Genomic DNA, 23086 nt, shown 5'->3' with positions numbered 1-23086 from the left:
CCGTCACCGCGCGGGCATGATTGACCCCATGTCCACCGACGCCCCACCCCTCCTCGAGGTGCGTGGGGCGACGGTGCGTTTCGGTGTCGAATCCGCCCTCGCCGACGTCGATTTCCTCCTCCGCCCCGGCGAGGTGCATTCGCTCATGGGCGAGAACGGCGCCGGCAAATCGACGTTGATCAAGGCGATCACCGGTGCGCTGCGACTCGACAGGGGCGAGATCCTCCTCGACGGCCGTCCGGTGGATTTCTCGACCCCGGCCGAGGCGCAGGCGCTCGGGATCTCGACCGTGTACCAGGAGATCGATCTCCTTCCGAACCTCACCGTCGCCGAGAACATCTCCCTCGGACGCGAGCCGCGCCGGTTCGGGATGATCGACCATCGCGCGATGCGCGAGCGCGCGACCGAGGCGCTGTCGTCCCTCGGGGTCGACGTCGATCCGTCGTCGGTCCTCTCGACGCACCCGCTCGCCATCCAGCAGCTCGTCGCGATCGCCCGGGCGGTCTCCATCGACGTGAAAGTCCTCGTGCTCGACGAACCGACCTCGAGCCTGGATGCCGACGAGGTCGCCGAACTCTTCCGCGTGATCCGCGACCTGAAGACCCAGGGCATCGCCATCGTCTTCGTCTCGCATTTCCTCGACCAGGTGTACGAGATCTGCGACCGGGTGACGGTGCTCCGCGGCGGGCGGCTCGTGGGGGAGTACGGCACGCGAGAGCTCCTGCGCATCGATCTCGTCGAGAAGATGCTCGGTGCTGCCGCCGACGCCCTGGCGCCGCTCGGCCAGCGCTCCTCCGAACCCGCGGACGGCCCGACGATCGTGAGCGCGCGGGGGCTGGCATCCGGATCCCGACTGCGCGACGCCGACGTCGACATCGCCGAGGGGGAGGTGATCGGGGTCGCGGGACTGCTCGGTTCCGGGCGCAGCGAACTGGCACGCGCGCTCACGGGAGTCGACCACCCGGACGGCGGTGAACTGCGCATCGACGGAGAACCGGTGCGGCTGGGCTCGCCGCGCGACGCGATCCGCCGCCGCGTCGCCTACTCGTCCGAGAACCGTCGCACCGAGGGGATCATCGGCGACCTCAGCGTGCTGGACAACATCACCCTCGCCCTGCAGGCGCAGCGCGGGATCTTCCACCGACTGAGCACCGCGCGGCGCCGGGAGCTGGCGACGAGCTGGGTGGAGGCGCTGCACATCCGTCCCGCCGACATCGACCGGCCCGTGTCGACCCTTTCCGGCGGCAACCAGCAAAAGGTCCTCCTCGCCCGGCTCCTCGCGCTCTCCCCCCGCGTCATCGTGCTCGACGAGCCGACGCGGGGCATCGACGTCGGGGCGAAAGCCGAGATCCAACGGCTCGTGGGCGAGCTCTCCGACAACGGACTCTCGATCGTCTACATCTCGGCCGAGCTCGACGAAGTGCTGCGCGTCGCGCACCTGGTCGCGGTCATGCGCGACGGGGTGCTGGCCCAGATCCTGCCCGCCGCCGAGCTGACCTCCGACGCCCTCCTCGCCCTCGTCGCCAAGCCCGCGACGGAGGAGGAGGGGGTCGTGGATGGCTGACGACAAGGCATCCCGCACCGCCAACATCTTCGACGTCGCCCGCCTCGCGGGCGTCTCGCATCAGACGGTGTCGCGCGTGCTGAACGACATGCCCAACGTCCGCCCGGCCACCCGGGCTCGCGTCGAGCAGGCGATCGCGCAGTTGCGGTACAGCCCGTCTCCCGCCGCGCGCGCCCTCGTCACGCGCCGCACCCGCACGATCGGTCTCGTGACCCCCGGAACCGTCGACTACGGGCCGTCGTCGATCGCGACGAACTTCAATTTCGCCGCCCGCGCCGCCCGTTACAACGTCGATGCGATCAGCTCGCCCCAGAACGATGTGGCCGCGGTCCGTGCGGCGATCGACGGTCTCCTCAAGCAGCGCGTGGATGCCATCGTGCTCATCGTCGTCGATGTCGAGGTCCTCGCGGCGGTGCAGGCGCTCGAGATCGACGTTCCCATCGTGGCCGCGGCGACGACCAGCCGGCCGCACCCGCGGCTCGTCGCGATCGACCAGTACCGGGGCGCGCGGGCGGCGGTGCGACACCTGCTGGAGTCGGGGTACGGCACTGTCCGCCACATCGCCGGGCCGGCACGCAATCCCGACGCGGTCGAGCGCCTGCGCGGGTGGCGCGAAGAGGTCGCTGCGGCCCGCGCGCAGTCCACTCCACCCGTGCACGGGGATTGGTCGGCGGCGAGTGGCTACCGCATCGCGACCGAGACCGACCTCGCTCCGGGCGAGGGCATCTTCGTCGCCAACGACCACATGGCGATCGGTGTGCTCTCGGCCCTGCGCGAGCGCGGCTTGCGGGTGCCGGACGACATCGGCGTGGTCGGTTTCGACGACGTCCCCGAGGCGCCGTTCCTGTTCCCGTCGCTGACGACCGTGCGTCAGGACTTCGCCGCGCTGGGCGAGATCCTGATGCAGAAGGTGCTGTTGATGGTCGAGGAACCCGACATGGTGAGCGAGAGCACCCCGCTGCCCACGCGCCTCATCGTGCGCGACTCGGCACCGCTGCGCGCCTGACGGCGCGCACGGGGGCGTGAGTCGCCGGATCGCGACGCTCGCCGGCGTCGGGCGGCGACGAATCCCGGCGACTCAGGCCTCGAAGACCCCCCAGCCGCGGGGCGGGAGTTCGGCCCGGGCATCCCGGAGCGTCGCGTCGCCGGCGGACAGGGCCCGGGCGTCGGCGGCGGGCAGCGACGCGGGGGAGTCGGCGAGGTTCAGCGCGACGATCACCGCCTCGGCATCCACGCCCGTGCGCAGCACGAGGGTCGAGTTCGTGACCTCGACGACGTCGGTGCGGGCGCGCCAGAGCCAGGGATGCCGCCGGCGCAGGGCGATGAGCGCGCGATGCGCGGCGAGAATGCGTTCGTCGGCGTCCGCGATGTCCGCCGGCGTCGCGGGGAACGCGGGCCGCACCGCGTCGTCGCCGCCCTCGCGCTCCTCCTTCACCGCGGTCCAGCCGAACTCGTCGCCGGCGTAGACCGACGGCGTGCCGCCCACGGTGAACAGCACGGCGAGGGCGTGCGGAACGAGGTCGGGTCCTACCGCCGACGCGATGCGCGTCACGTCGTGGTTTCCGACGAAGGTCTGGGGGACGTAGGTCGCGAGCAGCTCGCCGTGACGCTCGATCGCGTGGCTGAGCTCGAAGAAGTTGCCGTCCGAGATGCCATGCCAGATCCCCTGCCACAGCTCGTACTGCGTGAGGGCGTCCATCGTGGACGCGTTCACGATCGCGGGACCGTCGCCGTGGATGACCTCGCCCAGGAACCACGACTCGGGGAAGCGTTCGCGCACGCGCGGGAGCACCCGCGCCCAGAACTCCGGCGGCACCGCGTACGCGGCATCCAGTCTCCAGCCGTCGATGCCGCGCGCGAGCCAGTGACACATGACGTCGACGACGAGCTCGACGGTCGCATCCGAGGAGTGGTCGAGCGCGACCAGGGCGCCGTGCCCCTCGAACACCTCGGGCTCGAACCGCCCGTCGACCCACGCGCCCCGGAAGAGGGTCGCGTCACCGCCGTCGCGCACGGCCCGGAAGGCCGGATGCCCGCGTCCCACGTGATTGAACACGCCGTCGAAGAGGACGCGGATGCCGCGCTCCCGGGACGCTGCCAGCAGCCGGTCGACGTCGGCGTCGTCGCCGAGCCGCGGATCGACGCGGAAGTGATCGACGGTGTCGTACCCGTGGGTCTCGGACGCGAAGATCGGCCCCAACAGCAGCCCGTTCAGGCCGAGCTCGATGACGTGATCGAGCCAGGCGTCGATGCGGTCGAGTCGGTGGGCGGGTTCAGCGTCGGGATCGACGCCGTCGCGGATCGGTGCACCGACGAACCCCAGGGGGTACAGGTGCCACCAGAGGGCGTGTTCGGGCCAGTTCGGCATGGGCCGAGGCTATCCGCCGAGGCTCCGTCGGACCGACGGGTTGCGCCCCGAGCCCGTGTGCGTGAGGTGTCGGAATTCGTCGCCTCGGCGGGCCCGAAGCGACGAATTCTGACCCCTCACGCGCCGGATGCCCGGGCGCGCTCGGCGGGGAGGCGGAACGCCTCGAGGTCGATCGCACGGGCGCGCGCCGATTCGAGGGCCGCGGCGACCGCGCCGATCGAGACGATGTCCGCGCCGAGCGGGGATGCAACGATCTCGGGCGGCGGCAGGTGCAGCGCGGCGGGGAGCGCCTCGGCCGCGGCGGCGATGATCGGCCCCGCGCCGGCGGCGATCGCGCCCGAGATCACGACCCGGCGCACATCGAAGAGGCTGCCGAGGAGCCCCGTCACGATCGCGAGCTGCCCGCCGACCTCGGCCGCGACGGCCAGCGCTCCCGGGTCGCCGGAAGCGGCGAGGTCGAGCACGCGCTTGGCATCCAGGTCGTCCGGGGGCACCTCCGCCAGCGTGCTGCCGGGGAGCGTCTCCGCGGCGATGGCCGCGCGTGCGGCGTCGACGCAGCGCGGTGCGAGTCCGTAGGCGCTGCCCACGCCCTCGACCCGGTCGAACGCGACGGTCTCGCCCGCTCCGCCGTGCGCTCCGCGCAGGAGCCGCCCGTCGAGCCAGAGTCCCGCGCCGAAGCGCTCGCCCGCGAGCAGGGCCACGAAGTCGTCGTAGCCGACGGCGGCCCCCTCCGCGTGCTCGGCGACGGCGGCGAGCGACGCGTCGTTCTCGACTCGGACCACCGGCGCCCAGGGGGCGAAGGTGTCGACGAAGTCGGGGTTCATGCGCTGCCAGAAGCCGTCGTGGTGGATCGGGGAGCGGCCCGAGCGATCGACCGGTGCGGGCACCCCCACGCACACGGCGACGAGGTCGTCGCGGGTGGCGCGAGCCCGGGTGAGCGTGGCGTCGACGACCTTCTCGGCGGCGCGGCGACGGCGTTCGGGGGAGTCGCGTTCGGGGTCGATCGACAGGCGCGAGGTCGCGACGGGCACGCCGCGCAGGTCGGCGACCGTCGCCGTGATGTGTCCTCGCCCCGCGTCCACCCCGACGACGAGCCCGGCATCGGCGCGGAGCGCGAAGCGACGCGCGGGGCGCCCCTTCGAGTACTCGCCCACGGCCCGGGCGTTCGGCATCTCGATCAGCAGCCCCCGGACGACGAGCTCATCCAGCACGTCGATCGTCGTGGAGCGGGTCAGGGCGACCGCGGCCATCACGTCGCTCGCGGTGAACGCCTCGGCGTCCCACGCGTAGGCGAGCACGGCGTCGAGGCTGTGGCGGCGGAGCGAGGGCACCGAGGGTGTGGCATCCGTCATCGGATCTTGACCCCCTTCGTGTCTCCTGCAATACTGCCGTCACCGCATTAATTTGGCGAGTAGATTTAATAACCGATTCAAAATCGCAAGGATGCGAGGAGGAAACGTGTCGACGAAGACGACAACCGCGCGACGGGGTGTCGCGGCGCTGGCGGTGACGGCGCTGGGGGTGGCGATGCTCGCCGGATGCTCCGCCGACGGTCGCGAGACCATCCGATTCACCTTCAGCAAACGCGAAGCGCTCGCGTTCATGACCCAGGTGGTCGCGGACTACAACGCCTCGCAGGATCGGGTGCGTGTCGAAATGGACAGCTCGGGCGTGGACGTCGTCTCGGCGAGCTTCGTGCGCGGCAACCCGCCCGACATCATGCTCGCCAACTACAACTACGAGGTGGCCCGGTTCGTGCAGCGGTGCGCGCTCACCGACCTCTCGGGCACCGCCGCGGCCGCAACGGTCCGCGAGGACCTGCAGCCGCTCATGGACCAGTACGGCGTCTGCGCCGGGCGCACGAGCGCTCTGCCGTATTCGGTGATGGCGTCGTCGGTCATCTACAACCAGCAGATCTTCGACGACCTCGGCCTCGAGGTGCCGACGACCTGGGACGAGCTGATCCAGACGGCCGAGACCCTCACGGCGAACGGTGTCACCCCGTTCTACGGCACCTTCAAGGACGACTGGACCGTCGGCCAGGGCTGGTACGACTACGCCGTGGGCGGCTCGGTGGACGTCATCGACTTCTTCGACTCGCTCGCCGCCGAAGGCGATCGGGTCGGGTCCGATTCGACCGTGTCGTTCCAGAAGGACTTCGCCGTGCCGATGGACCGCATGACCCAGCTGGCGACGACCTACACGAATCCGGATGCCGACAGCCGGGCGTACGGCGACGGCAACCTCGCGTTCGCGCAGGGCCAGGCCGCGATGTATCTGCAGGGACCGTGGGCCCTCGGCGAGATCGCCAAGACCGCGCCCGACCTGCCGGTGGGGACCTTCCCCCTGCCGATGACGGACGACCCCGACGACCTCGCCGTCCGCGTCAACATGGACCTCGCCGCGATCATCCCCGAGGGGTCGCGCCACCAGGAGGCCGCGCGCGACTTCCTCGAATACCTCTACCAGCCCGAGATCATCGAGGCCTACAACGAGTCGCAGCTCGGCTTCGCCCCGACGACGGACGCCCCCGCGCCGAGCGACCCGCGCGTGGCCGGAATGATCCCGTTCTACGACGACGGTCGCATCTACCAGGGGGCCTCCGTGCTCGTGCCGAAAGCGATCCCGGTCTTCAACTACGCGCAGGCGATGATCCTCGGCGCCTCGCCCGAGAGCACCCTGCGCACGATGGACCAGGACTGGGCGCGGCTCGCCTTCCGGCAGCCTGTCACCTCGACCGCCGATGCCTCCGCCGCCGTCGAAGGAGACCAGCGATGACCACCACCACGACCATCGTCACGGGGGGAAAGGCGGCCGCCCGCCGCAGCGCCCGCCGCGTCGAGCCGATCTACTACCTCTTCCTGATCCCCACGCTCGTGCTGTTCACGCTGGCGATCACGGTGCCGGGCCTCATCGGCATCTTCTTCAGCTTCACCGACTCCATCGGCATCGGCGAATGGAACTTCGTCGGACTGACGAACTACATCGCGATCTTCAGCGACCCCGCGATCCTGCAGTCGTACCTGTTCACGTTCGGCTTCTCGATCGCGACGGTGATCGTCGTCAACGTCGCCGCGTTCCTGCTGGCCGTCGGGCTCACCGCGCGGATCCGGTTCACGAAGGCGCTGCGCACGGTCTTCGTCATCCCGATGGTGATCTCCGGCATCATCATCGCCTACGTCTTCAACTTCCTGTTCAGCAACTCGATGCCGCAGGCCGGGGCGGCGCTCGGCATCCCGTGGCTCGAATCGAGTCTCCTCGCCAACCCCGACCTCGCGTGGCTCGCGATCGTGATCGTGACGGCGTGGCAGGCGATCCCCGGCACGCTCCTGATCTACATCGCCGGGCTCCTCTCGGTCCCGGGCGACGTCTACGAGGCAGCGGGGCTCGACGGCGCCGGCAAGGTGCAGCAGCTCCTGCGCATCACCCTGCCGCTGGTCGCCGGCTACGTCCTCATCAACGTCATCCTCGGGTTCAAGGGATTCCTGAACGCGTACGACATCATCGTCGGTCTCACCGGCGGCGGCCCCGGCACAGCCACCCGCAGCGTCGCGATGTCGATCATCTTCGGCTTCAACGGCGGCGACTACGCCTACCAGATGGCCAACGCCGCCCTCTTCTTCATCGTCGCCGTCGCCATCTCGCTGCTGCAGCTCTCGCTCACGCGGGGAAGGAACACGCTCTCATGACCGCCCTGAATCAGCCCGCGCTCGCGTTCGAGCAGGCCGACCTCGCTCTTCCCGATCAGCGGCGCGCGCGCCGTCGCACCCGCCGCGTCGGCGCAGAACGCGTCAACTGGTCGGCCACGACGATCCTCGTCCTGTGCTCGGTCACCGTGCTGCTCCCGCTCTACGTCACGGTCACGATGGCCCTCAAGAGCGGTGCCCAGGTCGTCGACGGCAACGCGTTCTCGTTCCCGTCGCCCATCAGCTTCGACGGGTTCGCGCAGGCATGGACGCTGACGAGATTCCCCGTCGGCCTCGCGATCTCCCTCCTGGTCACCGCCGGAACGGTCGCGGCGACGATCGTGCTCGCGGCCTTCGCCTCCTACGCGATCGCCCGCAACTGGGACCGCAAGCTCTTCCGGTACTCGTTCTTCTATCTGCTCGCGGCGATGTTCATCCCGTTCCCGGTCGTCGCGCTGCCGCAGATCCAGCTGACCGGCCGGGTCGGTCTCGACAACCCGTTCGGCGTGATCATCCTCGCCACGATGTTCCAGCTCAGCTTCAGCGTGCTGCTGTTCACGGCGTTCCTCCGCTCCATCCCGCTCGAGCTCGAGGAGAGCGCCCGCATCGACGGCGCGACGACGTGGCAGACCTTCTGGCGGCTCATCTTCCCGCTCCTCGCGCCGATGAGCGCCACGGTCGGCATCTTCGCGTTCCTGTACGCGTGGAACGACTTCATGATGCCCTCGCTCATCATCAGCGATCCGGCCTTGCAGACCCTGCCCGTGCGGCAGAACCTGTTCCAGACGCAGTTCAGCAACAACTACAACGTCGCCTTCGCCTCGTACCTCATGGCCATGGCCCCCGCGATCGTCGCCTACCTCTTCACCCAGCGATGGGTGATGGCCGGCGTCACGCAGGGCGCCGTCAAGGGCTGACCGACCCCACCCCTCGAAAGGACCCCTTCGTGACCACCGCCGCACCGTCCGTGCACGCCCGCGAGCTCTCCGACGCCCCCGACTGGTGGCGCCAGGCCGTGGTGTACCAGGTGTATCCTCGCAGCTTCGCCGACAGCAACGGCGACGGCCTCGGCGACATCCCCGGCATCACCTCGCGGGTCGCGTACCTCGCCGAGCTGGGGGTGGATGCCATCTGGCTCAGCCCGTTCTATCCTTCGGCGCTCGCCGACGGAGGGTACGACGTCGCCGACTACCGCGACGTGGATCCGCGCCTCGGGACCCTCGCCGACATGGACGCGCTCATCGCTCAGCTGCACGCGCATGGCATCCGGGTCGTCGTCGATATCGTGCCGAACCACACCTCGAACGATCACGTCTGGTTCCAGGAGGCGCTCGCCGCCGGCCGCGGATCCGCGGAGCGCGACCGGTACATCTTCCGCGAGGGCACCGGGCCCGACGGCTCCGAGCCGCCGACGGACTGGCAGTCCGTGTTTGGCGGCTCCGCGTGGGAGCGCGTCGCCGACGGCCAGTGGTACTTTCACAACTTCGACGTCTCGCAGCCCGACCTGAACTGGGCGAACCCCGAGGTGCGCGCCGACTTCGTGAAGACCCTGCGCTTCTGGAGCGACCGTGGAGTCGACGGCTTCCGCATCGACGTCGCGCACATGCTGACGAAGGACCTGAGCGAGCCGCTGCCGTCCGCCGCGGAGCTCGCGGCGATGCCCGTGGACGGCACCCACCCCCTGCTCGACCGTGACGACGTGCACGAGGTGTACGCCGAATGGCGCGCGGTGTTCAACTCCTACGACCCGCCCCGTACCGCCGTCGCCGAGGCGTGGGTGCACCCCTCGCGCGTGCCGCTGTACGCGAGCATCGAGAGCCTGGGGCAGTCGTTCAACTTCGACCTGCTCGAGGCCGATTTCGACGCGGGCCAGTTCCGCCGCATCGTGACCGACAACCTCGCGCTCGCCGCGGAGTCGGGCTCGTCCACGACGTGGGTGCTGTCGAACCACGACGTCGTCCGTCACGCCACGCGCTACGGCCTGCCCGACGCCGAGCGCGGTGCCGACGGTCGCCCGACGCTCAAGCACGGCAACGAGTGGTTGCTCTCCGGCGGCACCGAGCCGACGCTCGACGCCGAGCGGGGGGAGCGCCGTGCCCGCGCCGCGGCGCTGTTCGTCCTGGCGCTCCCGGGCTCGGCGTACCTGTACCAGGGCGAAGAGCTCGGGCTGCACGAGGTCGCCGACATCCCCGACGCCGCTCGCCAGGACCCGACGTTCTTCCGCAGCCCCGGCGTGGACATCGGACGGGATGGATGCCGGGTACCCCTGCCGTGGACGGCCTCCGGCGCCGGGTTCGGCTTCGGAGCGGGAGCGCACCTGCCTCAGCCGGAGTGGTTCGGCGCGTACGCGGTCGATCGCCAGGACGGCGACCCCGCGTCGACGCTGTCGCTGTACCGCCGCGCCCTCGACCTGCGGCATGAGCTGCAGACCGCCGAGGAGCTGGAGTGGCTCGACCTCGGTCGCGCCGACGTGGTGGCTTTCGCGCGCCCAGGCGGCTGGATCGTCGTGACGAACTTCGGCACCGAGCCGGTGGAGCTTCCCGCGGGCGAGGTGCTGCTGTCGAGCGCCGAGGTCGCGGGGGGTGCGCTGCCCGGCGAGGCGACGGCCTGGATCCGGAGCGCATAGCACGCGTCATCCCGGCCGCCGTGCTCGGCGCTTCGCGTGAGCGCGGCTGAGCCGGCGCGTGAGGGGTCAGGAACTGTCGCTTCGGCGGACGTGTGGCGACAGTTTTCGACCCCTCACGCGCGCGGAGCCCGCACCCAGGCGTCGCCGCGGCGCTCGATCGCGCCGGCGGCGGCGAACGCCTCGAGCCACCCCGCCATCGGCCAGACGCCCCAGCGGCGGTGGAACGCGGCGCCGTTGCGGAGGATGTCGTCCAGATGCTGCCACGGCGGCGAGGACACCGGATGCCACTGGTGATAGGCATCCGCTCCGCCCGTCCACACCAGCGGGACGCCCCGCGTCCGCGCCGTCCACGCGAGGTCGGTGTCCTCGGCCCCGTATCCCTCGTACGCGTCGTGGAAACCGCCGAGTCGTTCCCACGTCGCCGGGGTGGCGGCGAAGGACAGCGACCAGAACAGGTCGTACTCGCCGGGCTCGGCGACGCGCGTCGCCCCGGCGGGCAGCGCCGGACGCGCCCGGTGCGGGCGGGTCACGAACGGCAGGTCCGCGACGCCGGGACGCTGCACGCTCGCGAGGTAGGTGACGGGTCCGGCGAGCAGCGCGTCGGGGTGGGCGGCTGCGGCGTCGGTGTACCGCTCGATGAGCTCGGATCCCGGGAGGCAATCGACGTCGAGGAACACCAGCAGCTCGGCACCCTCCGCGATCGCGGCCGCGGCGGCGGCGTTGCGTCCCGCGCCCACGCGGAGTCCGTGCGGGCCGGGCGGCACGTGCAGCGTGTGTACCTCGGCATCCCGTATGCCATCCGGCACCGCCGCGTCGAGGAGGACCTCCACCCGCACGACGCCCGGAGCCACGGCGGCGAGCACCTCGCGCTGTCGTTCGAGGTGCGCGCGGCGGGCGGCCGAGGCGACGGTGAGGACCGCGATCCTCACGGGAGCATCGCCTCGATGGCCTCGGCGGCGCGCTGGGCGGCGCCGGCCACCTGCCACCGCGACCAGTCGGGGACGTCGGTGGCCGCGGCCTCGATCAGCGCCGCGACCCCTTCGGCGTCGACGTCCTCGGGGGCGACCCGGGCGAGGTTCCAGCGGTGCAGCGCGCACGCGGTGTGGCGCTGTTCGTCGAAGGGGCGGTCCTGCGCGACGACGACCGCACGCGCGGTCGCGGCGGCGAGGTCGGCGATGCTGTTCTGCCCCGCCGCGCTGACGACGACGGTGTGGGAGGTCAGCAGCGGCCACGGGTCGTCGATGCGCGAGGCCGCGTCATGCCCCACCGCACGCGTGCGCCATCCGAGCGAGGCCAGGAGCGCCTCGGCATCCCGGCGGACGTCGTCGTCGAGCACGCGACCGAGGAAGAGCACCGACCGCTCGATGTCGGGCGAGGCGGCCGCGCGGCCGTCGTAGCGGGAGATCCCGCCGGTCCACACGACCCGGTCGGTCCGAGTCGCCAGGGCTCCGGCCGGGACCGCTCCGTGCGCCCACGGCGCGAGGATGCGGTCGGCCAGGTCGTAGGCGAGCGCGTGGGCCTCGTCGGTCCGCTCGCCGGGCTGCGTCACCGCGACGGTTCGCAGGCCCAGCAGCCGCGCGAACGCCACGACCTCGGCGCTGACATCGACGACCATCGCGCGAAGATCCGCGGCCCCGGCGGCGATACGCGCGAGCCGCGCGCGGTGCCCGGGGTGGTCGTGCGGTGCCCAGTGCAGAGCGCCGCGGACGGTCGGGTCCGCCTCGCGCGGATCGAACACCGTGCCGTCCTCGCGCTCGATCGCGTCGGCGTCGTCCGGCAGCACGATCCACTCGACGGCATCGCCGAGGCCAGTGGGCCGCGGCAACGACGAGAAGGCCCGCACGGGCTGACGCAGGTGCGGGTGGACGGCGAGGAAGCGGGCGACGTGCCCGTAGCCGTGGTGGTGGACGTACCAGCCGATCACCACGACACCGCCGGCACGCGCCGTTCCGCCGCCGGCTGGGCCGTGTGCGCGAGCACCCGCTCGATGTCGCGATAACGCCGGCTCAGGGCGTGCTCGCGGACTGCGGCACGGCGGGTCCACACACGGGTGAGCGGTTCCCGTTCGCCCTGGAGGGCGAGGTCGCGAGCCGCGTGGGCCAGAGCGGTGACATCGCCGGGCATGACGGCGGCCGTCCCCGGCATCCCCGCCAGGACCTCGGACACCCCGCCGATATCGAAGGCGGCCACCGGCGTGCCGGTGACGAGGGCTTCCGCGATCACGAGACCGAACGGCTCTTCCCACATGGGCGTGACGAGCGCCACCGCTGACGCGCCCACGAGACGGCACAGGTCGGGCTGGTGCAGCGCACCGACGTAGCGGGCGTGCCCACCGAGGCGCGGCGCGACCTCCTGCTGGAAGTAGTCCACGTCGCCGATGCGCCCGGCGACGACGATCTCGGCGTCTACCGCCCGGGCCGCCTCGATCGCGAGGTGCGGTGCCTTCTCGGGGACGATCCGCCCCGACCACACCCACCGCGAACCACCGGAACCGGGGGTCCAGCGCGCGGTGTCGATGCCGTTGGGGAAGACGAACGCGTCGACGCCCTCCACCGACCACGCCCGTGCGGTGGCCTGGCTCACGGCGACGAAGCGGTGGGCGCTGCCGCGGGCGTACACCGCCGCCTCGAGCATGGGCTCGAGCGGAGGCGTGTGCAGGGTCGTCACGACGGGGATGCCGGTATCCCGGCTCCAGCGGACCGGGGCGGGGTGCAGGCTGTGGTTGTCGATGACGTCGAACCGGTGGTGCTCGGCCCGCAGTCGATCCAGGAGCACGTCGTGCGCCGCGTCCGTTGCCGCGGCGTACCCGTCGGGGTAGTCGGTGTCGGAGGCGTCCTCGACGCGCGACCACGCGGGTGCCGGGAGAGCGAACTCGAGCGAATCGTCCAGGAAGTCCGAGCCCTCCGCCGCGCACAGGGTCACCTCGTGCCCGCGATCGCGCAGCCACCGGACGCGATCCCACACCGCCGCCTCCAGCCCACCGGCGTGCGGCTGGCGCAGCGGGTAGCGGGAGGGTGCGACCACGAGCACCCGCATCGGCTTCAGCGCCCGGGTCACGCCGCGTGCTCCTTCTCGAGCGAACGGCGGTACAGGGCGACGTGCGCCTGCCGCACCCGGTCGCGTTCGTCGAGTCGTTCCGCCCGGCGGCGCGCCACCTCGGCCGCCCGAGCGTCGGATCCCGCCACCGACCAGCCGGGGGTCGTGGCATCCACGATCGCCCGTTCCAGCGACACGGGGTCGCCCACGTGGAACGCGTGGAAGTCCGCGGGGTGCTGCGCGGCGATGTGACCGACGCGGGTGCCGACGACGGGCACGGCGAGGTCGTAGCAGAGCTCGGCCCACCCCGAGTGCGTGCCGTGCGAATACGGCAGCAGGCACGCGTCGAGGTCGGCGATCCACGCCGCGAGGGCGTCGTCGTCGAGCCGCGCCGACCGCTCCAGTGTCACGCCGTCGGTGGTGGCGACGAGCGCGTCGATGGATGCCGCGGCCTCGGCGTCGCGCACGTTCTCGTTCAGTCGCACCACCGCCTCGACGTCGGCGCCGCCGGCGCGGAGATCCGCGACGGCGCGGACCAGCGTCGCCGTGGTCCCCACGCCGTCGATATTGGGACGGAGGTCGCGCAGGTGGACGCCCACGCGGGTGGTGGTGTGCGAACGTCCCGCGGGCAGGGCGCCCCCGTCGACCAGCGTGGGGTGGGGGATGACCTCGCTCACACGACCGAAGTCGCGCTCCACCTCGGCGGCCGTTGCGGCCGTGAGGGTCGTCACCTCGTCGGCGCCGGTGATCAGAACCGACAGCGCCGCGCGGTGCGCGTCCTGATCGGTCAGTTGCGGGTTCTCGAGGTCGTGCACGGTGTACACCAGGGGGATGCCGAGCCGCCGGACCGCCGCGACCGTGGTCGAGAGCTCGTCGGCGGTGTACGACTCGCTGCCGAAGTGCACGTGCACGAGGTCGATGGTCGCGGCGTGCGCGTCGAGCCACTCGGGAAGCAGCACCTGCGGCGGCCACCACTGCCCCGGAGCGGCTCCGGGCGGCGGCGGATCGGCGAGCAGATCGACCACGCGCTCGTCGGTCACCGCGCGGGTGTAAGGATGCCCGGCGGGCACGGCGGCGATCCGGATCCGGCGAGGTGTTGCGGCGTTGATCGGGGGTCCTCCTGGGTTACGACGGCGAGGGCGCGTACCGCATCGGGAGGTCGGTCGCAAGGCAACGGTCCCGTTGCGAAGGCGACGGCACCGACGGCGTACCTTCACATCATGCGTGGCAGTGAGAGCGGTTCTGGAAGCCTTGCGGACGATGACGCGGCGGTGCTAGCGCGCCGACGCCACTACGCCGAGTTCTTCGGTGACACTCCCGCGCCCGACGGCTACGGCGTCGTGGTGGGCAACTGTCAGGCCGAATCGATCCGACTGGTCGTCTCGACCGACGCCCACCCGGGTGTGCGGATCCCCGCGGTCCACGAGATGGATGCCGAGGACGCCGCGCGCCTTCACCGCCTGCTCGCGGGCGCGTCCTTCCTCGTCGTTCAGCCCATCCGCGACGACTACCGCGGGCTGCCGCTCGGCACCGCCCAGCTGCGGGCCGCGCTGCCCCCCGGCGCCCGGACCGTGGTGGTCCCCTCGCTCCGGTACGGCGGGCTCCATCCGTTCCAGGCCGCCATCCGCGTCCCCGGGATCGATGAGGACCCACCGCTGGTGGCCTACCACGACGTCCGGCTGCTCGCCGAAGCCGCGGGCCTCCCGGTGGCATCCACCCTTCCGTCCGCCGCCGTGCGCGCCGTGGGGGAGGACTCCGTCGCCGAGCTGCGTCGCCGCGAGGACCTGGGCGTCGACGTCGTGGCATCCGATCTCTACGCCCCGGTCGTGGCCGACCTCGCGCGAACCGTCAATCATCCGGGCAACGCCGTGTTCCTCCCGCTGGGGGAGCGCATCGTCGCCGCCCTCGGTGCCCCCGGCACCGCGGTCGACCCCGGACGCCCGATCCTCGCGGGCGTGCAGGCACCGCTCGAGCCGTGGGTCGTCGAGGCCTGGAACCTGGATGCCGAGCCCCGGCGCGACTGGATCGTCGGGGGCGAGGTGCTCGACGTCGACGCCGTCGCCGAAGAGCACCGCCGGTGGTACGCCGCGCACCCGGCGTTCGTCACGGCGGCTGTGGAGCGACTCGCCCCGCTGCTCGGCCGGTGGCGGGCCGCGTGAGCGTGCACCCCGTCCTGCTGACGCCCGCGGGTCCTCACGGCGTGGCCGCCTACGCGCGCGCCGTGGCGGAGGAGGTGCGCGCCCTCGACCCCTCGGTCGCCGTGGTGACGTCCGACGACCTCCCGGCGCTGGCCGCCGGGACGCCCGTGCACGTGCACGTGACCGAACGCCTGTGGGGAGCCTCGCCGGAGGAGGCGACCGAGCGGCTCGCGACCCTGGCGCGACGGCATCCCCTCACCGTCACGCTCCATGACGCGCCCCAGGCCTCGGACGGGGAGCGAAACCGCCCCCGCCGCCGCGCGTTCTACGCCGCCGTGACCCGCGCCGCCCACGCCGTGGCCGTGAACAGCGCGCACGAGCGCGCCCTGCTCGCCGAGGAGGGCGTGTGGGACGGGCCCGTCGAGGTCGTCCCCCTTCCGGTGCCCGCCCTCACCCCGGGTCCGCGTCCCCGACCCGACGGCACCGTGGGGGTGCTCGGCTACTTCTACCCGGGCAAGGGGCACGACGAGGCGCTCGCCGCCGCCGCAGCGGCGGGCGTCGGTCGCGTGACGATCCTGGGCCGGGCGTCGGACGGTCACGCCGCGGACCTCGACGCCTTCGTGCGCCGCGCCGCCGATGCCGGCGTCGCCGTCGAGGTGACCGGCTGGCTCGACGACGCCGAGATGGCCGAGCGTGCCCGCGCGGTGTCGGTCCCCGTGATCGCGCACCAGCACGTGTCGGCGTCGGCGTCCCTCACCTCGTGGATCGGGTGGGGCCGTCGGCCCCTCGCCCTCCGCAATCGGTACGTCGACGAGATGGCCGCGCTCCGGCCCGGCACCCTGCTGCCCGTCGAGCTGTCGGGGTTGGCGGCCGCGGTGCGCGCGGCGGCGGAGGATCCGGATGCCACCTGGCACGGCATCCATCCCGTTCCCGTCGGCCCCGCCGACGTCGCCCGCGCGTACCTGGCGTGGTGGGCCGCGCTGCCCGCGCCTGCTGCCGCGGCCGGTCCCGCGCCCGCCGCCGCCGCGCCCGCGGGCGACTCAGACGCCCGGTGGGTCGTCGGGAACCGCTGGGACCACGTCGCCGGGCGCGATCCCGAACCCCCGCGGGTGAGCGTGATCGTCACGCACTACGACCAGCCCGCGGAGCTCGCCCGCACCCTCGCTGCGCTCGCTCAGCAGGATCACCCGGCCGACCGCCTCGAGATCGTGGTCGCCGACGACGGCTCTCCCGAGGCGCCGGTCGTGCCGGAGGGCGTGACGCTCGTGCGCCAGGAGGACCGTGGATTCCGCGCCGCGGCCGCCCGCAACCTGGGTGTGGCGGCGAGCACGGGCGACGTCCTGTGCTTCCTGGATGCCGATACGACCCCTGAACCCGGGTACGTCCGCGCCCTCACGCGCCTGCCCGCGCTTCTGTCCGAGGCCGTGACGGTGGGGCGACGTCGGCACGCCGACCTCGCGGACGTCGACCCCGGCGTCCCGATCGTCGAGGCGGGGCCGGCCCACGAACTGCCCGAGCCGGCGTGGTTGCGCGAGCAGTACGCCCGCACCGGGAACCTGCTGCAGTCCGACGACCGGTCCTACCGGTTCGTCATCGGGGCGGTCATGGCGTGCTCCCGTGCGTTCTTCGCCGACGTCGGCGGCTTCGACGAGACGTTCAGCGCGTACGGCGGGGAGGACTGGGAGTGGACGCACCGCGCCTGGCAGGCGGGGGCGGTGCTCGCCCACGTGCCGGAGGCCGTCGCCTGGCATGACGGCCCCGACTGGTCGGGCCGCGACCTCGATCGCGTCCGCGAGGGCAATCGCCAGACGCTGCGTCTCGCCGCCGACATCTCCGTCACCGGATCCGCCGGGCGAGGGCTCCTCCCCGCGACGCCCGACCTCCTCGTGCACCTCGCCGGGGAACATCCCGAGGGCGCCGTCTTCCTCTGCGTGGATGCCGTGCTCGCGGCGTTCCCGCGGGCGCTCGTCGTCCTCGATGCGCCCCCGTCTGCGGCCGCGCTCGCCGCGGATCCGCGCGTGCGGTCGGGGGAGATCCCCGACGCACGGGTGGTGTGGCGAGTGGACCGGCCGGTGCTGGTGGGGGATGCCGAGCCCTTGGCCACCCGCCTTGCGGCCCTCGGCCAGGGCGCGGAGGGGCGGCTGCGGGTCAGGGCCGCCGACGGGACGCCCCTGGGCACCGCCGTCGCCCGTCGGGCCCGTCGCCGCGCCGAGCGGTGGGGCGTCGAGGGCGGGTTCGAGACCGGCGAGATCGTGGCATCCGGTGTTCACGTCCTCCGCGACGAGCCGCACCTCGAAGCGTGGGTGGGCGGCTGGGGCGGGCGCGACCGCTTCGTGTGACGCGGTGTCCAGCCGGTCCGATAAACGCGATCCGTTACGAGAAACGCCGTGGCACCGCGTGTTTCGAGAGGGATCGCGTTTATCGGTGACGGGCCGCGGCAGCGCCGGACGACGGAGCCCTGGGAGAATCGGGGGATGACCGCCACGCTCGTCGCCCAGGGACTCGCCGGGGGCTACGGCCACCGCACGCTGTTCGAGGCCGTCGACCTCACCGTCGCGCCGGGGGACGTCATCGGCGTCGTCGGTGCGAACGGCGCCGGCAAGTCGACGCTGCTGCGGCTTCTCGCGGGTGTCGACGAGCCGCTCGCGGGCACGATCGCGCTCGCCCCGGCCGACGCGTTCGTGGGCTGGCTGCCGCAGGAGCACGAGCGGGTCGGCGGCGAGACCGTCGCGCAGTACATCGCTCGGCGCACCGGCTGCGCCGAGGCGACGAGAGAGATGGATGCCACGGCCGCCGCCCTCAGCGACCCCACCGCCGTGGGAGCAGACGATGCCTACGCCACGGCCCTGGAGCGCTGGCTCGCCAGCGGTGCGGCCGACCTCGACGAGCGGATGCCGGTGGTCCTCGCCGACCTGGGCCTGGACCTGGGCCCCGACGCCCTCATGACGGGACTCTCGGGCGGACAGGCGGCACGCGTGGGCCTCGCGGCGCTCCTGCTGTCGCGCTTCGACATCGCGCTGCTCGACGAGCCCACGAACGACCTCGACCTCGACGGCCTCGAGCGCCTGGAATCCTTCGTCGCCGGCCTCCGCGGCGGGGTCGTGCTCGTGAGTCACGACCGGGAGTTCCTCGCGCGGTCGGTGACCCGTGTCCTCGAACTCGACCTCGCCCAGAACTCCCACCGCCTCTACGGCGGAGGCTACGACGCGTACCTCGAGGAGCGGGCGACCGTGCGGCGCCAGGCCCGCGAGAAGTACGAGGAGTTCGCCGACACCAAGGCCGACCTCGTCGCCCGCGCGCGGACCCAGCGCGAGTGGTCGAGCCAGGGCGTGCGCAACGCGATGAAGAAGTCGCCGGACAACGACAAGATCCGCCGCAAGGCCTCCATGGAGTCGAGCGAGAAGCAGGCGCAGAAGGTCCGGCAGATGGAGAGCCGCATCGCGCGGCTCGACGAGGTCGAGGAGCCGCGCAAGGAGTGGAAGCTCGAGTTCACGATCGGCTCCGCCCCGCGGTCGAGCTCCGTCGTCTCCACGCTGTCGGGTGCGGTGTTTCGGCAGGGGGCGTTCACGCTCGGGCCGGTCTCTCTGCAGGTGAACGCCGGCGAGCGGATCGGCATCACCGGCCCGAACGGTGCCGGGAAGACGACGCTGCTCCGTGGCATCCTGGGCCGTCAGACGCCCGATGAGGGGTCGGCCTCCCTCGGGTCCAGCGTCGCGATCGGCGAGATCGACCAGGCCCGGTCGTTGCTGGTCGGGGCGCGGCCGCTCGCCGAGACGTTCGAGGCGCTCGTGCCGGAGATGACCGCGGCGGACGTGCGCACGCTGCTGGCGAAGTTCGGCCTCAAGGCCGACCACGTCACGCGCCCCGTCGACGGGCTGTCACCGGGCGAGCGCACGCGCGCCGGACTGGCGTTGCTGCAGGCCCGCGGCGTCAACGTTCTGGTGCTCGACGAGCCGACGAACCACCTCGACCTGCCCGCGATCGAGCAGTTGGAACAGGCGCTGGAGTCCTACACCGGCACGCTGCTGCTCGTCACGCACGACCGCCGGATGCTGGATGCCGTCCAGACCGACCGCCACTGGCGCGTCGACGCCGGGCGGGTCGAGGAGCGGTAGCGCGGGGTGGGGGCCGCGATAAACGCTGTGCCTCGCGAGACACCCTGCGCCGCGGCGTTTCTGGGGACGAAGAGCGTTTATCGGTGCGGGGTCGATGCGGTCAGCGCCCCTGGCGCTTCTTGTACGGCTTGGGCTGGCCCTTGACGATCGGCGCCCGACCGGTTCCCTTGGATGCCTTGGCCTTCCCGCCCTGAGCCTTCGGGGCCGCGGTCATCTGCGGAGGGGCGTCGGCGATGCGCGCGTGGGCCTCATCGAGGAGCAGGACACCCGCCGGTGTCAGCGCCGTCGGCGGGGTGCGCGACACGAGCGGCTGTCCGACTTCCTCCTCGAGCTTGTCGATCGTGGTGTACAGCGACGCGAGGGGGATGCCGAGCTTCTCAGCCGCGCGCGGGAAGTGCAGCTCCTCCGCGAGGGCGGCGAACCGGACGAGGTGCGCGAGCTTCATGGCATCCATTCTCCCCTGTCGCGCGCTCTCGGCCCGCGCCAGCGCACACGTTCGGGTCGAGCGCACACCTTCGGGACGGCGCCCGCGTGTGTGTTCGACCCGAACGTGTGCTTTCGGCGGCTGGGCGGGGCGGCCGGCGGGGCGAGGCAGGGCGTTACGCGGCCGCCAGGAACCGGTCCGCGGTGCGCAGCGACAGCGCCATGATCGTCAGCGCGGGGTTCGCGGCCAGCGCCGAGGGGAAGACGCTGTTGTCGCAGATCCACAGGTTCGGGATCTCGTGCGAGCGGCCGTCGCCGTCGACCACGCCGTCGGCGGGGTCGCTCGACATCCGGGCCGTGCCGATCGTGTGGGCGCTCCGCGCGAGCACGAGCGTCTCGCGCGCGCCGGCCGCCTCCATCACCCGCAAGAGGAATGCGGTGGCGTGCGCGGTCATGGCCTTCTCGTTCGGCCCCGCGGTGAAGGTCACCCGGGCACGCGGGATGCCGAACTCGTCGGTCTCGTCGGAGAGCTCCAGCCGGTTGCCGTCCGACGGCAGGCAGTCGCCGTTGATGCCGATGCCCGCCATGTGCTGCGCCTGGTCGAGACGCTGCATGAGCTCGCGTCCCCACAGCCCGCCGCCGCGGGCGAGGGTCGTGGCGAAGGTGAGCGGCATCACGCCGAGGCTCTGCACGAGGTAGCCGCCGGCGAAGTCGGCGTCGTCGGGCCGCAGCATGTCCTCGGTGATGAGCGACGACGGGTAGCCGCGGTGCCCGCGCACCGGCTCGTCGAAGCGCCCCCACACCTGCGTCGCGCCGTGGGCCAGGAAGTTGCGGCCCACCTGCCCGCTGCCGTTCGCGACACCGGTGTGTAGCAGCAGGCGCGGCGTCTCCACGCCGCCTCCCGCGAGGACGAGCGACCGGCACCGCTGGCGCACGTCGACGCCGTCCTGCCGGTACACGACCGCGGCGACGTGTCCGCGCGCATCCAGCTCGATGTCGTGCACCATCGCGCCGGTGCGGATCTCCGCGCCGTGGGCCACGGCGACCGGGAGATAGGTGTTGGCGGTGGTGGCCTTGGCATCCACCCGGCACCCCTGGTGGCACGCACCGCAGTTGACGCACGCGCGGCGTTCGCCGTGATGGTCCTGCAGGCGGGCGCGGGTGAGCACCGCGGCCGGAGCGTCGGCCCACCGGATGCCGAGCGCCTCGCACCCGCGCGCGACGAGGGTCGCGGGCGCATTGCGTGCCGCCGGGCCGTAGGCGTATGCGCGGTCGGGATCCCACGGGTACGGCGTCTGGCCCGAAACGCCGATGTCGCCCTCGACGCGCGCGACGTACGACAGCAGCTCGGCGGGGTCGAGCGGCCAGTCGCGGCCCTCGCCGGTCTCGGTGCGCAGCCGCAGGTCGCGGGCGTCGGGCCGTGGCGTGAACGCGCCCCAGTGCAGGGTCGATCCGCCCACGCCGCGGCCGCTGTTGTTAGGGCCGAAGGCGGTGGCATCCGTCCCGCCGCTCAGCCGCTCGGACATCCAGTTGATCTCGACGGCCTCGGTCTCGTCGGGGGTGAGGTCGTCGAGGGCGAAGTTCCGGCCGGCTTCGAGGGCCACGACCGTCAGCCCGCGGCGCGCGAGCTCGGCCGTCAGGGGGGCTCCGCCGGCTCCGGTCCCGACCACGACGACGTCGACGATGTCGTCGGTCCCGTGCATGCGCATGCCGTCGAGGTTCATGCGGCGTCTCCCGTCGCGATCGTGCCGCCGACGTCGGCGGGCTCCCAGTCCTCGCGCCGCCCGAGGGTCACCTCGACGTAGCCTCGGATCGGCGCGCGGCCGCCCGTGGCGAAGCCGTCGAACCCGGTGCGCGCCATGCTCGCCGGGTGCGCGAGCCACTGCCGCACGAGGTCGACGCGGGCGTCTTCGAGCCAGGCGGCGAGGAGGTCGACGTCCAAGCGGCCGCCGGCGGGGCCGCGCCCCTCGATCGCCGCACCCAGCACCGCTTCGCGTTCGACGGGATCCGTGGGCCACGCGGGCGCCAGCGTGTCGAGCCCGCGGCGGTACGCCTCGGGGTCCGGCGGCAGGCCCTCGGGACGCCATCCGTCGCCCTCGCCACGGGCCAACTGCGCGTCGACGCGCGCGGCGACGTCGATCGCGGGGCCGTCCTGCGGCACGACGACGGCGGCGATCTCGCGAAGGAGCGTGAGCTGCGCGAGGTCGAGCACGCGCGGCGCGTATCCGCGGTCGTCGGGCACCGCCCGGCGGTTCAGGATGCCACGGACCCGGTCGTCCACCCGGTCGCCGGCGATGAGCCGAGCCCAGTCCTCGGGCACGACGGGACCGGCGAGCACCTCGTCGGCGACGAACGCGGCGATGACCTCCGCGGCCTCGGCCGGGCGCTCGAGCGGGATCATGTGTCCGGTATCGGCGAGGCTGTGGAACCGTGCGCGCGGGTACACGTCGGCGAGCAATCCGGGCTGCGCGGCGGCACCGAGGTCGGCATCGTCGTCGCCCGCGAGCACGAGCACCGGCAGGTCGAGCGTGCCCACCTCGGCGCGTGCGTCGACCCGGCTCCCATCCTCGAGCCACGCGCGCCACGCCGTCGGGGACGTGCGGCGGAGGTCGGTGAGCGCGAGGCTCTGCGCGCCGGGGTCGAGGGGCCGCGCCGTGTTCTGGTCGATGAAGGTGTCGGCATCCGGCTCCGTGATGGCTCCGCCCTCGACCCACGAGAGCATGAGCGCGCGCCGCTCCTCGTCCATCGGTTCGGGACGCGGTGGCGAGGGCGCCAGCAGCACCATCCCGGCGAGCCCGGTCAGGGGGGCCTCGCCGCCCAGGACCTTCGCCGCGACGAGCCCCGCGATCTTGCCGCCCATGCTGTGACCGCCCAGGATCCAGCGACCCCGCGCCTTCTCGTTCAGGATGCCGATGACGTGCGCGACCGTGGCCTCCAGCGACGTGTCCGATGCGGTGGTCTCGGAGCCGAAGCCCGGCAGGTCGATCCCCTGCACGTCCACCTGCCCGGCGAGCGCGTCGCCGAGCCGTCGGAACGACCCGGCGCTCGCCCCCAGGGCGTGCAGCACGTACAGGGTCGGGATGGCGTTCGGGCTCGGCATCCCCTCACGCTCCCTCACCCGGGTGGCGGC

Annotated in this window: 18 protein-coding genes; 9 read left to right on the top strand and 9 right to left on the bottom strand. The window is 72.6% G+C overall.

Annotated elements, in window-relative coordinates; genetic code table 11:
* The first annotated feature begins 28 nt into the window (after window positions 1-28).
* Together D8Y23_RS00330 and D8Y23_RS00325 are read left to right on the top strand one after the other, a co-directional pair.
* On the top strand, window positions 29-1564 hold the full coding sequence (locus D8Y23_RS00330) for a sugar ABC transporter ATP-binding protein (protein WP_128216187.1): 1536 nt from the start codon (window positions 29-31) through the stop codon (window positions 1562-1564).
* Window positions 1557-2570, top strand: coding sequence for a LacI family DNA-binding transcriptional regulator (locus D8Y23_RS00325; protein ID WP_128216186.1), 1014 nt, complete (start codon window positions 1557-1559; stop codon window positions 2568-2570). The genes D8Y23_RS00330 and D8Y23_RS00325 overlap by 8 nt, the downstream gene beginning before the upstream one ends.
* 72 nt (window positions 2571-2642) lie before the next feature.
* Here D8Y23_RS00325 and D8Y23_RS00320 read toward each other — a convergent pair whose 3' ends face one another.
* Window positions 2643-3932, bottom strand: coding sequence for an alpha-amylase family glycosyl hydrolase (locus D8Y23_RS00320; protein WP_128216185.1), 1290 nt, complete (start codon window positions 3930-3932; stop codon window positions 2643-2645).
* Window positions 3933-4048: 116 nt separating this feature from the next.
* Window positions 4049-5284: an ROK family protein gene (locus D8Y23_RS00315; protein WP_128216184.1), complete on the bottom strand. Its 1236-nt coding sequence runs from the start codon at window positions 5282-5284 to the stop codon at window positions 4049-4051.
* A 106-nt stretch (window positions 5285-5390) separates the two neighbouring features.
* Here D8Y23_RS00315 and D8Y23_RS00310 point away from each other — a divergent pair, with 106 nt between their 5' ends.
* From D8Y23_RS00310 to D8Y23_RS00295, 4 genes are read left to right on the top strand one after another with little or no spacing between them, the layout of a single operon-like run.
* Window positions 5391-6710, top strand: coding sequence for an ABC transporter substrate-binding protein (locus tag D8Y23_RS00310; protein ID WP_240663706.1), 1320 nt, complete (start codon window positions 5391-5393; stop codon window positions 6708-6710).
* Complete coding sequence (locus D8Y23_RS00305; protein WP_128216182.1) at window positions 6707-7621, top strand: carbohydrate ABC transporter permease; 915 nt, start codon at window positions 6707-6709, stop codon at window positions 7619-7621. Before D8Y23_RS00310 ends, D8Y23_RS00305 begins: the two co-directional genes overlap by 4 nt.
* Window positions 7618-8535 carry a carbohydrate ABC transporter permease gene (locus D8Y23_RS00300; RefSeq protein WP_128216181.1) on the top strand — a complete coding sequence of 306 codons (918 nt, stop codon included), beginning with the start codon at window positions 7618-7620 and terminating at the stop codon, window positions 8533-8535. The genes D8Y23_RS00305 and D8Y23_RS00300 overlap by 4 nt, the downstream gene beginning before the upstream one ends.
* 29 nt (window positions 8536-8564) lie before the next feature.
* Entirely contained in the window at window positions 8565-10244 is a 1680-nt protein-coding gene (locus D8Y23_RS00295; protein WP_240663705.1) for a glycoside hydrolase family 13 protein, read from the top strand.
* Window positions 10245-10357: 113 nt separating this feature from the next.
* Here the strand turns inward: D8Y23_RS00295 and D8Y23_RS00290 are convergent, their stop codons facing one another.
* From D8Y23_RS00290 to D8Y23_RS00275, 4 genes are read right to left on the bottom strand one after another with little or no spacing between them, the layout of a single operon-like run.
* Entirely contained in the window at window positions 10358-11173 is an 816-nt protein-coding gene (locus tag D8Y23_RS00290; protein ID WP_128216179.1) for a glycosyltransferase family 2 protein, read from the bottom strand.
* Window positions 11170-12168, bottom strand: coding sequence for a glycosyltransferase (locus D8Y23_RS00285; protein ID WP_240663704.1), 999 nt, complete (start codon window positions 12166-12168; stop codon window positions 11170-11172). Before D8Y23_RS00285 ends, D8Y23_RS00290 begins: the two co-directional genes overlap by 4 nt.
* Window positions 12165-13301 (bottom strand): glycosyltransferase, encoded by a 1137-nt coding sequence (locus tag D8Y23_RS00280; protein WP_205796669.1) that lies wholly within the window; start codon window positions 13299-13301, stop codon window positions 12165-12167. Before D8Y23_RS00280 ends, D8Y23_RS00285 begins: the two co-directional genes overlap by 4 nt.
* On the bottom strand, window positions 13298-14320 hold the full coding sequence (locus D8Y23_RS00275) for a glycosyltransferase (protein WP_164878083.1): 1023 nt from the start codon (window positions 14318-14320) through the stop codon (window positions 13298-13300). Before D8Y23_RS00275 ends, D8Y23_RS00280 begins: the two co-directional genes overlap by 4 nt.
* Window positions 14321-14500: 180 nt before the next feature.
* On the opposite strand from D8Y23_RS00275, the gene D8Y23_RS00270 reads away from it, so the two are divergent.
* The 3 genes from D8Y23_RS00270 (at window position 14501) to D8Y23_RS00260 (ending at window position 19533) form a co-directional block, all read left to right on the top strand.
* The gene (locus D8Y23_RS00270; protein ID WP_128216176.1) at window positions 14501-15439 is read left to right on the top strand and encodes a WcbI family polysaccharide biosynthesis putative acetyltransferase; all 939 of its coding nucleotides are present in this window, start codon (window positions 14501-14503) and stop codon (window positions 15437-15439) included.
* Entirely contained in the window at window positions 15436-17757 is a 2322-nt protein-coding gene (locus tag D8Y23_RS00265; protein ID WP_240663703.1) for a glycosyltransferase, read from the top strand. The genes D8Y23_RS00270 and D8Y23_RS00265 overlap by 4 nt, the downstream gene beginning before the upstream one ends.
* Window positions 17758-17892: 135 nt before the next feature.
* On the top strand, window positions 17893-19533 hold the full coding sequence (locus tag D8Y23_RS00260; protein WP_128216175.1) for an ABC-F family ATP-binding cassette domain-containing protein: 1641 nt from the start codon (window positions 17893-17895) through the stop codon (window positions 19531-19533).
* Between the two features lie 100 nt (window positions 19534-19633).
* Here the strand turns inward: D8Y23_RS00260 and D8Y23_RS00255 are convergent, their stop codons facing one another.
* The 3 genes from D8Y23_RS00255 to D8Y23_RS00245 form a co-directional block, all read right to left on the bottom strand.
* Window positions 19634-19978 carry a helix-turn-helix domain-containing protein gene (locus D8Y23_RS00255; RefSeq protein ID WP_128216174.1) on the bottom strand — a complete coding sequence of 115 codons (345 nt, stop codon included), beginning with the start codon at window positions 19976-19978 and terminating at the stop codon, window positions 19634-19636.
* Between the two features lie 154 nt (window positions 19979-20132).
* A complete protein-coding gene (locus D8Y23_RS00250) occupies window positions 20133-21680 on the bottom strand; it encodes a GMC family oxidoreductase (protein WP_128216173.1) in 1548 nt (515 codons plus the stop codon).
* The gene (locus D8Y23_RS00245) at window positions 21677-23056 is read right to left on the bottom strand and encodes an alpha/beta fold hydrolase (protein WP_128216172.1); all 1380 of its coding nucleotides are present in this window, start codon (window positions 23054-23056) and stop codon (window positions 21677-21679) included. The genes D8Y23_RS00250 and D8Y23_RS00245 overlap by 4 nt, the downstream gene beginning before the upstream one ends.
* Window positions 23057-23086 lie beyond the last annotated feature (30 nt).

Source organism: Microbacterium enclense, from assembly GCF_004022425.1.
Taxonomy (GTDB): Bacteria; Actinomycetota; Actinomycetes; order Actinomycetales; family Microbacteriaceae; genus Microbacterium; species Microbacterium enclense_A.
The sequence above is the reverse complement of the archived record's forward strand: the minus strand, read 5'-3'. Positions and strand labels throughout refer to the sequence as shown.

Bases quoted from the DNA above. Each gene is read 5' to 3' on its own strand.
- D8Y23_RS00330 (WP_128216187.1), top strand. From the start codon at position 29: ATGTCCACCGACGCCCCACCCCTCCTCGAGGTGCGTGGGGCGACGGTG.
- D8Y23_RS00325 (WP_128216186.1), top strand. From the start codon at position 1,557: ATGGCTGACGACAAGGCATCCCGCACCGCCAACATCTTCGACGTCGCC.
- D8Y23_RS00320 (WP_128216185.1), bottom strand. From the start codon at position 3,932: ATGCCGAACTGGCCCGAACACGCCCTCTGGTGGCACCTGTACCCCCTG.
- D8Y23_RS00315 (WP_128216184.1), bottom strand. From the start codon at position 5,284: ATGACGGATGCCACACCCTCGGTGCCCTCGCTCCGCCGCCACAGCCTC.
- D8Y23_RS00305 (WP_128216182.1), top strand. From the start codon at position 6,707: ATGACCACCACCACGACCATCGTCACGGGGGGAAAGGCGGCCGCCCGC.
- D8Y23_RS00300 (WP_128216181.1), top strand. From the start codon at position 7,618: ATGACCGCCCTGAATCAGCCCGCGCTCGCGTTCGAGCAGGCCGACCTC.
- D8Y23_RS00270 (WP_128216176.1), top strand. From the start codon at position 14,501: ATGCGTGGCAGTGAGAGCGGTTCTGGAAGCCTTGCGGACGATGACGCG.
- D8Y23_RS00260 (WP_128216175.1), top strand. From the start codon at position 17,893: ATGACCGCCACGCTCGTCGCCCAGGGACTCGCCGGGGGCTACGGCCAC.
- D8Y23_RS00255 (WP_128216174.1), bottom strand. From the start codon at position 19,978: ATGAAGCTCGCGCACCTCGTCCGGTTCGCCGCCCTCGCGGAGGAGCTG.
- D8Y23_RS00250 (WP_128216173.1), bottom strand. From the start codon at position 21,680: ATGAACCTCGACGGCATGCGCATGCACGGGACCGACGACATCGTCGAC.
- D8Y23_RS00245 (WP_128216172.1), bottom strand. From the start codon at position 23,056: ATGCCGAGCCCGAACGCCATCCCGACCCTGTACGTGCTGCACGCCCTG.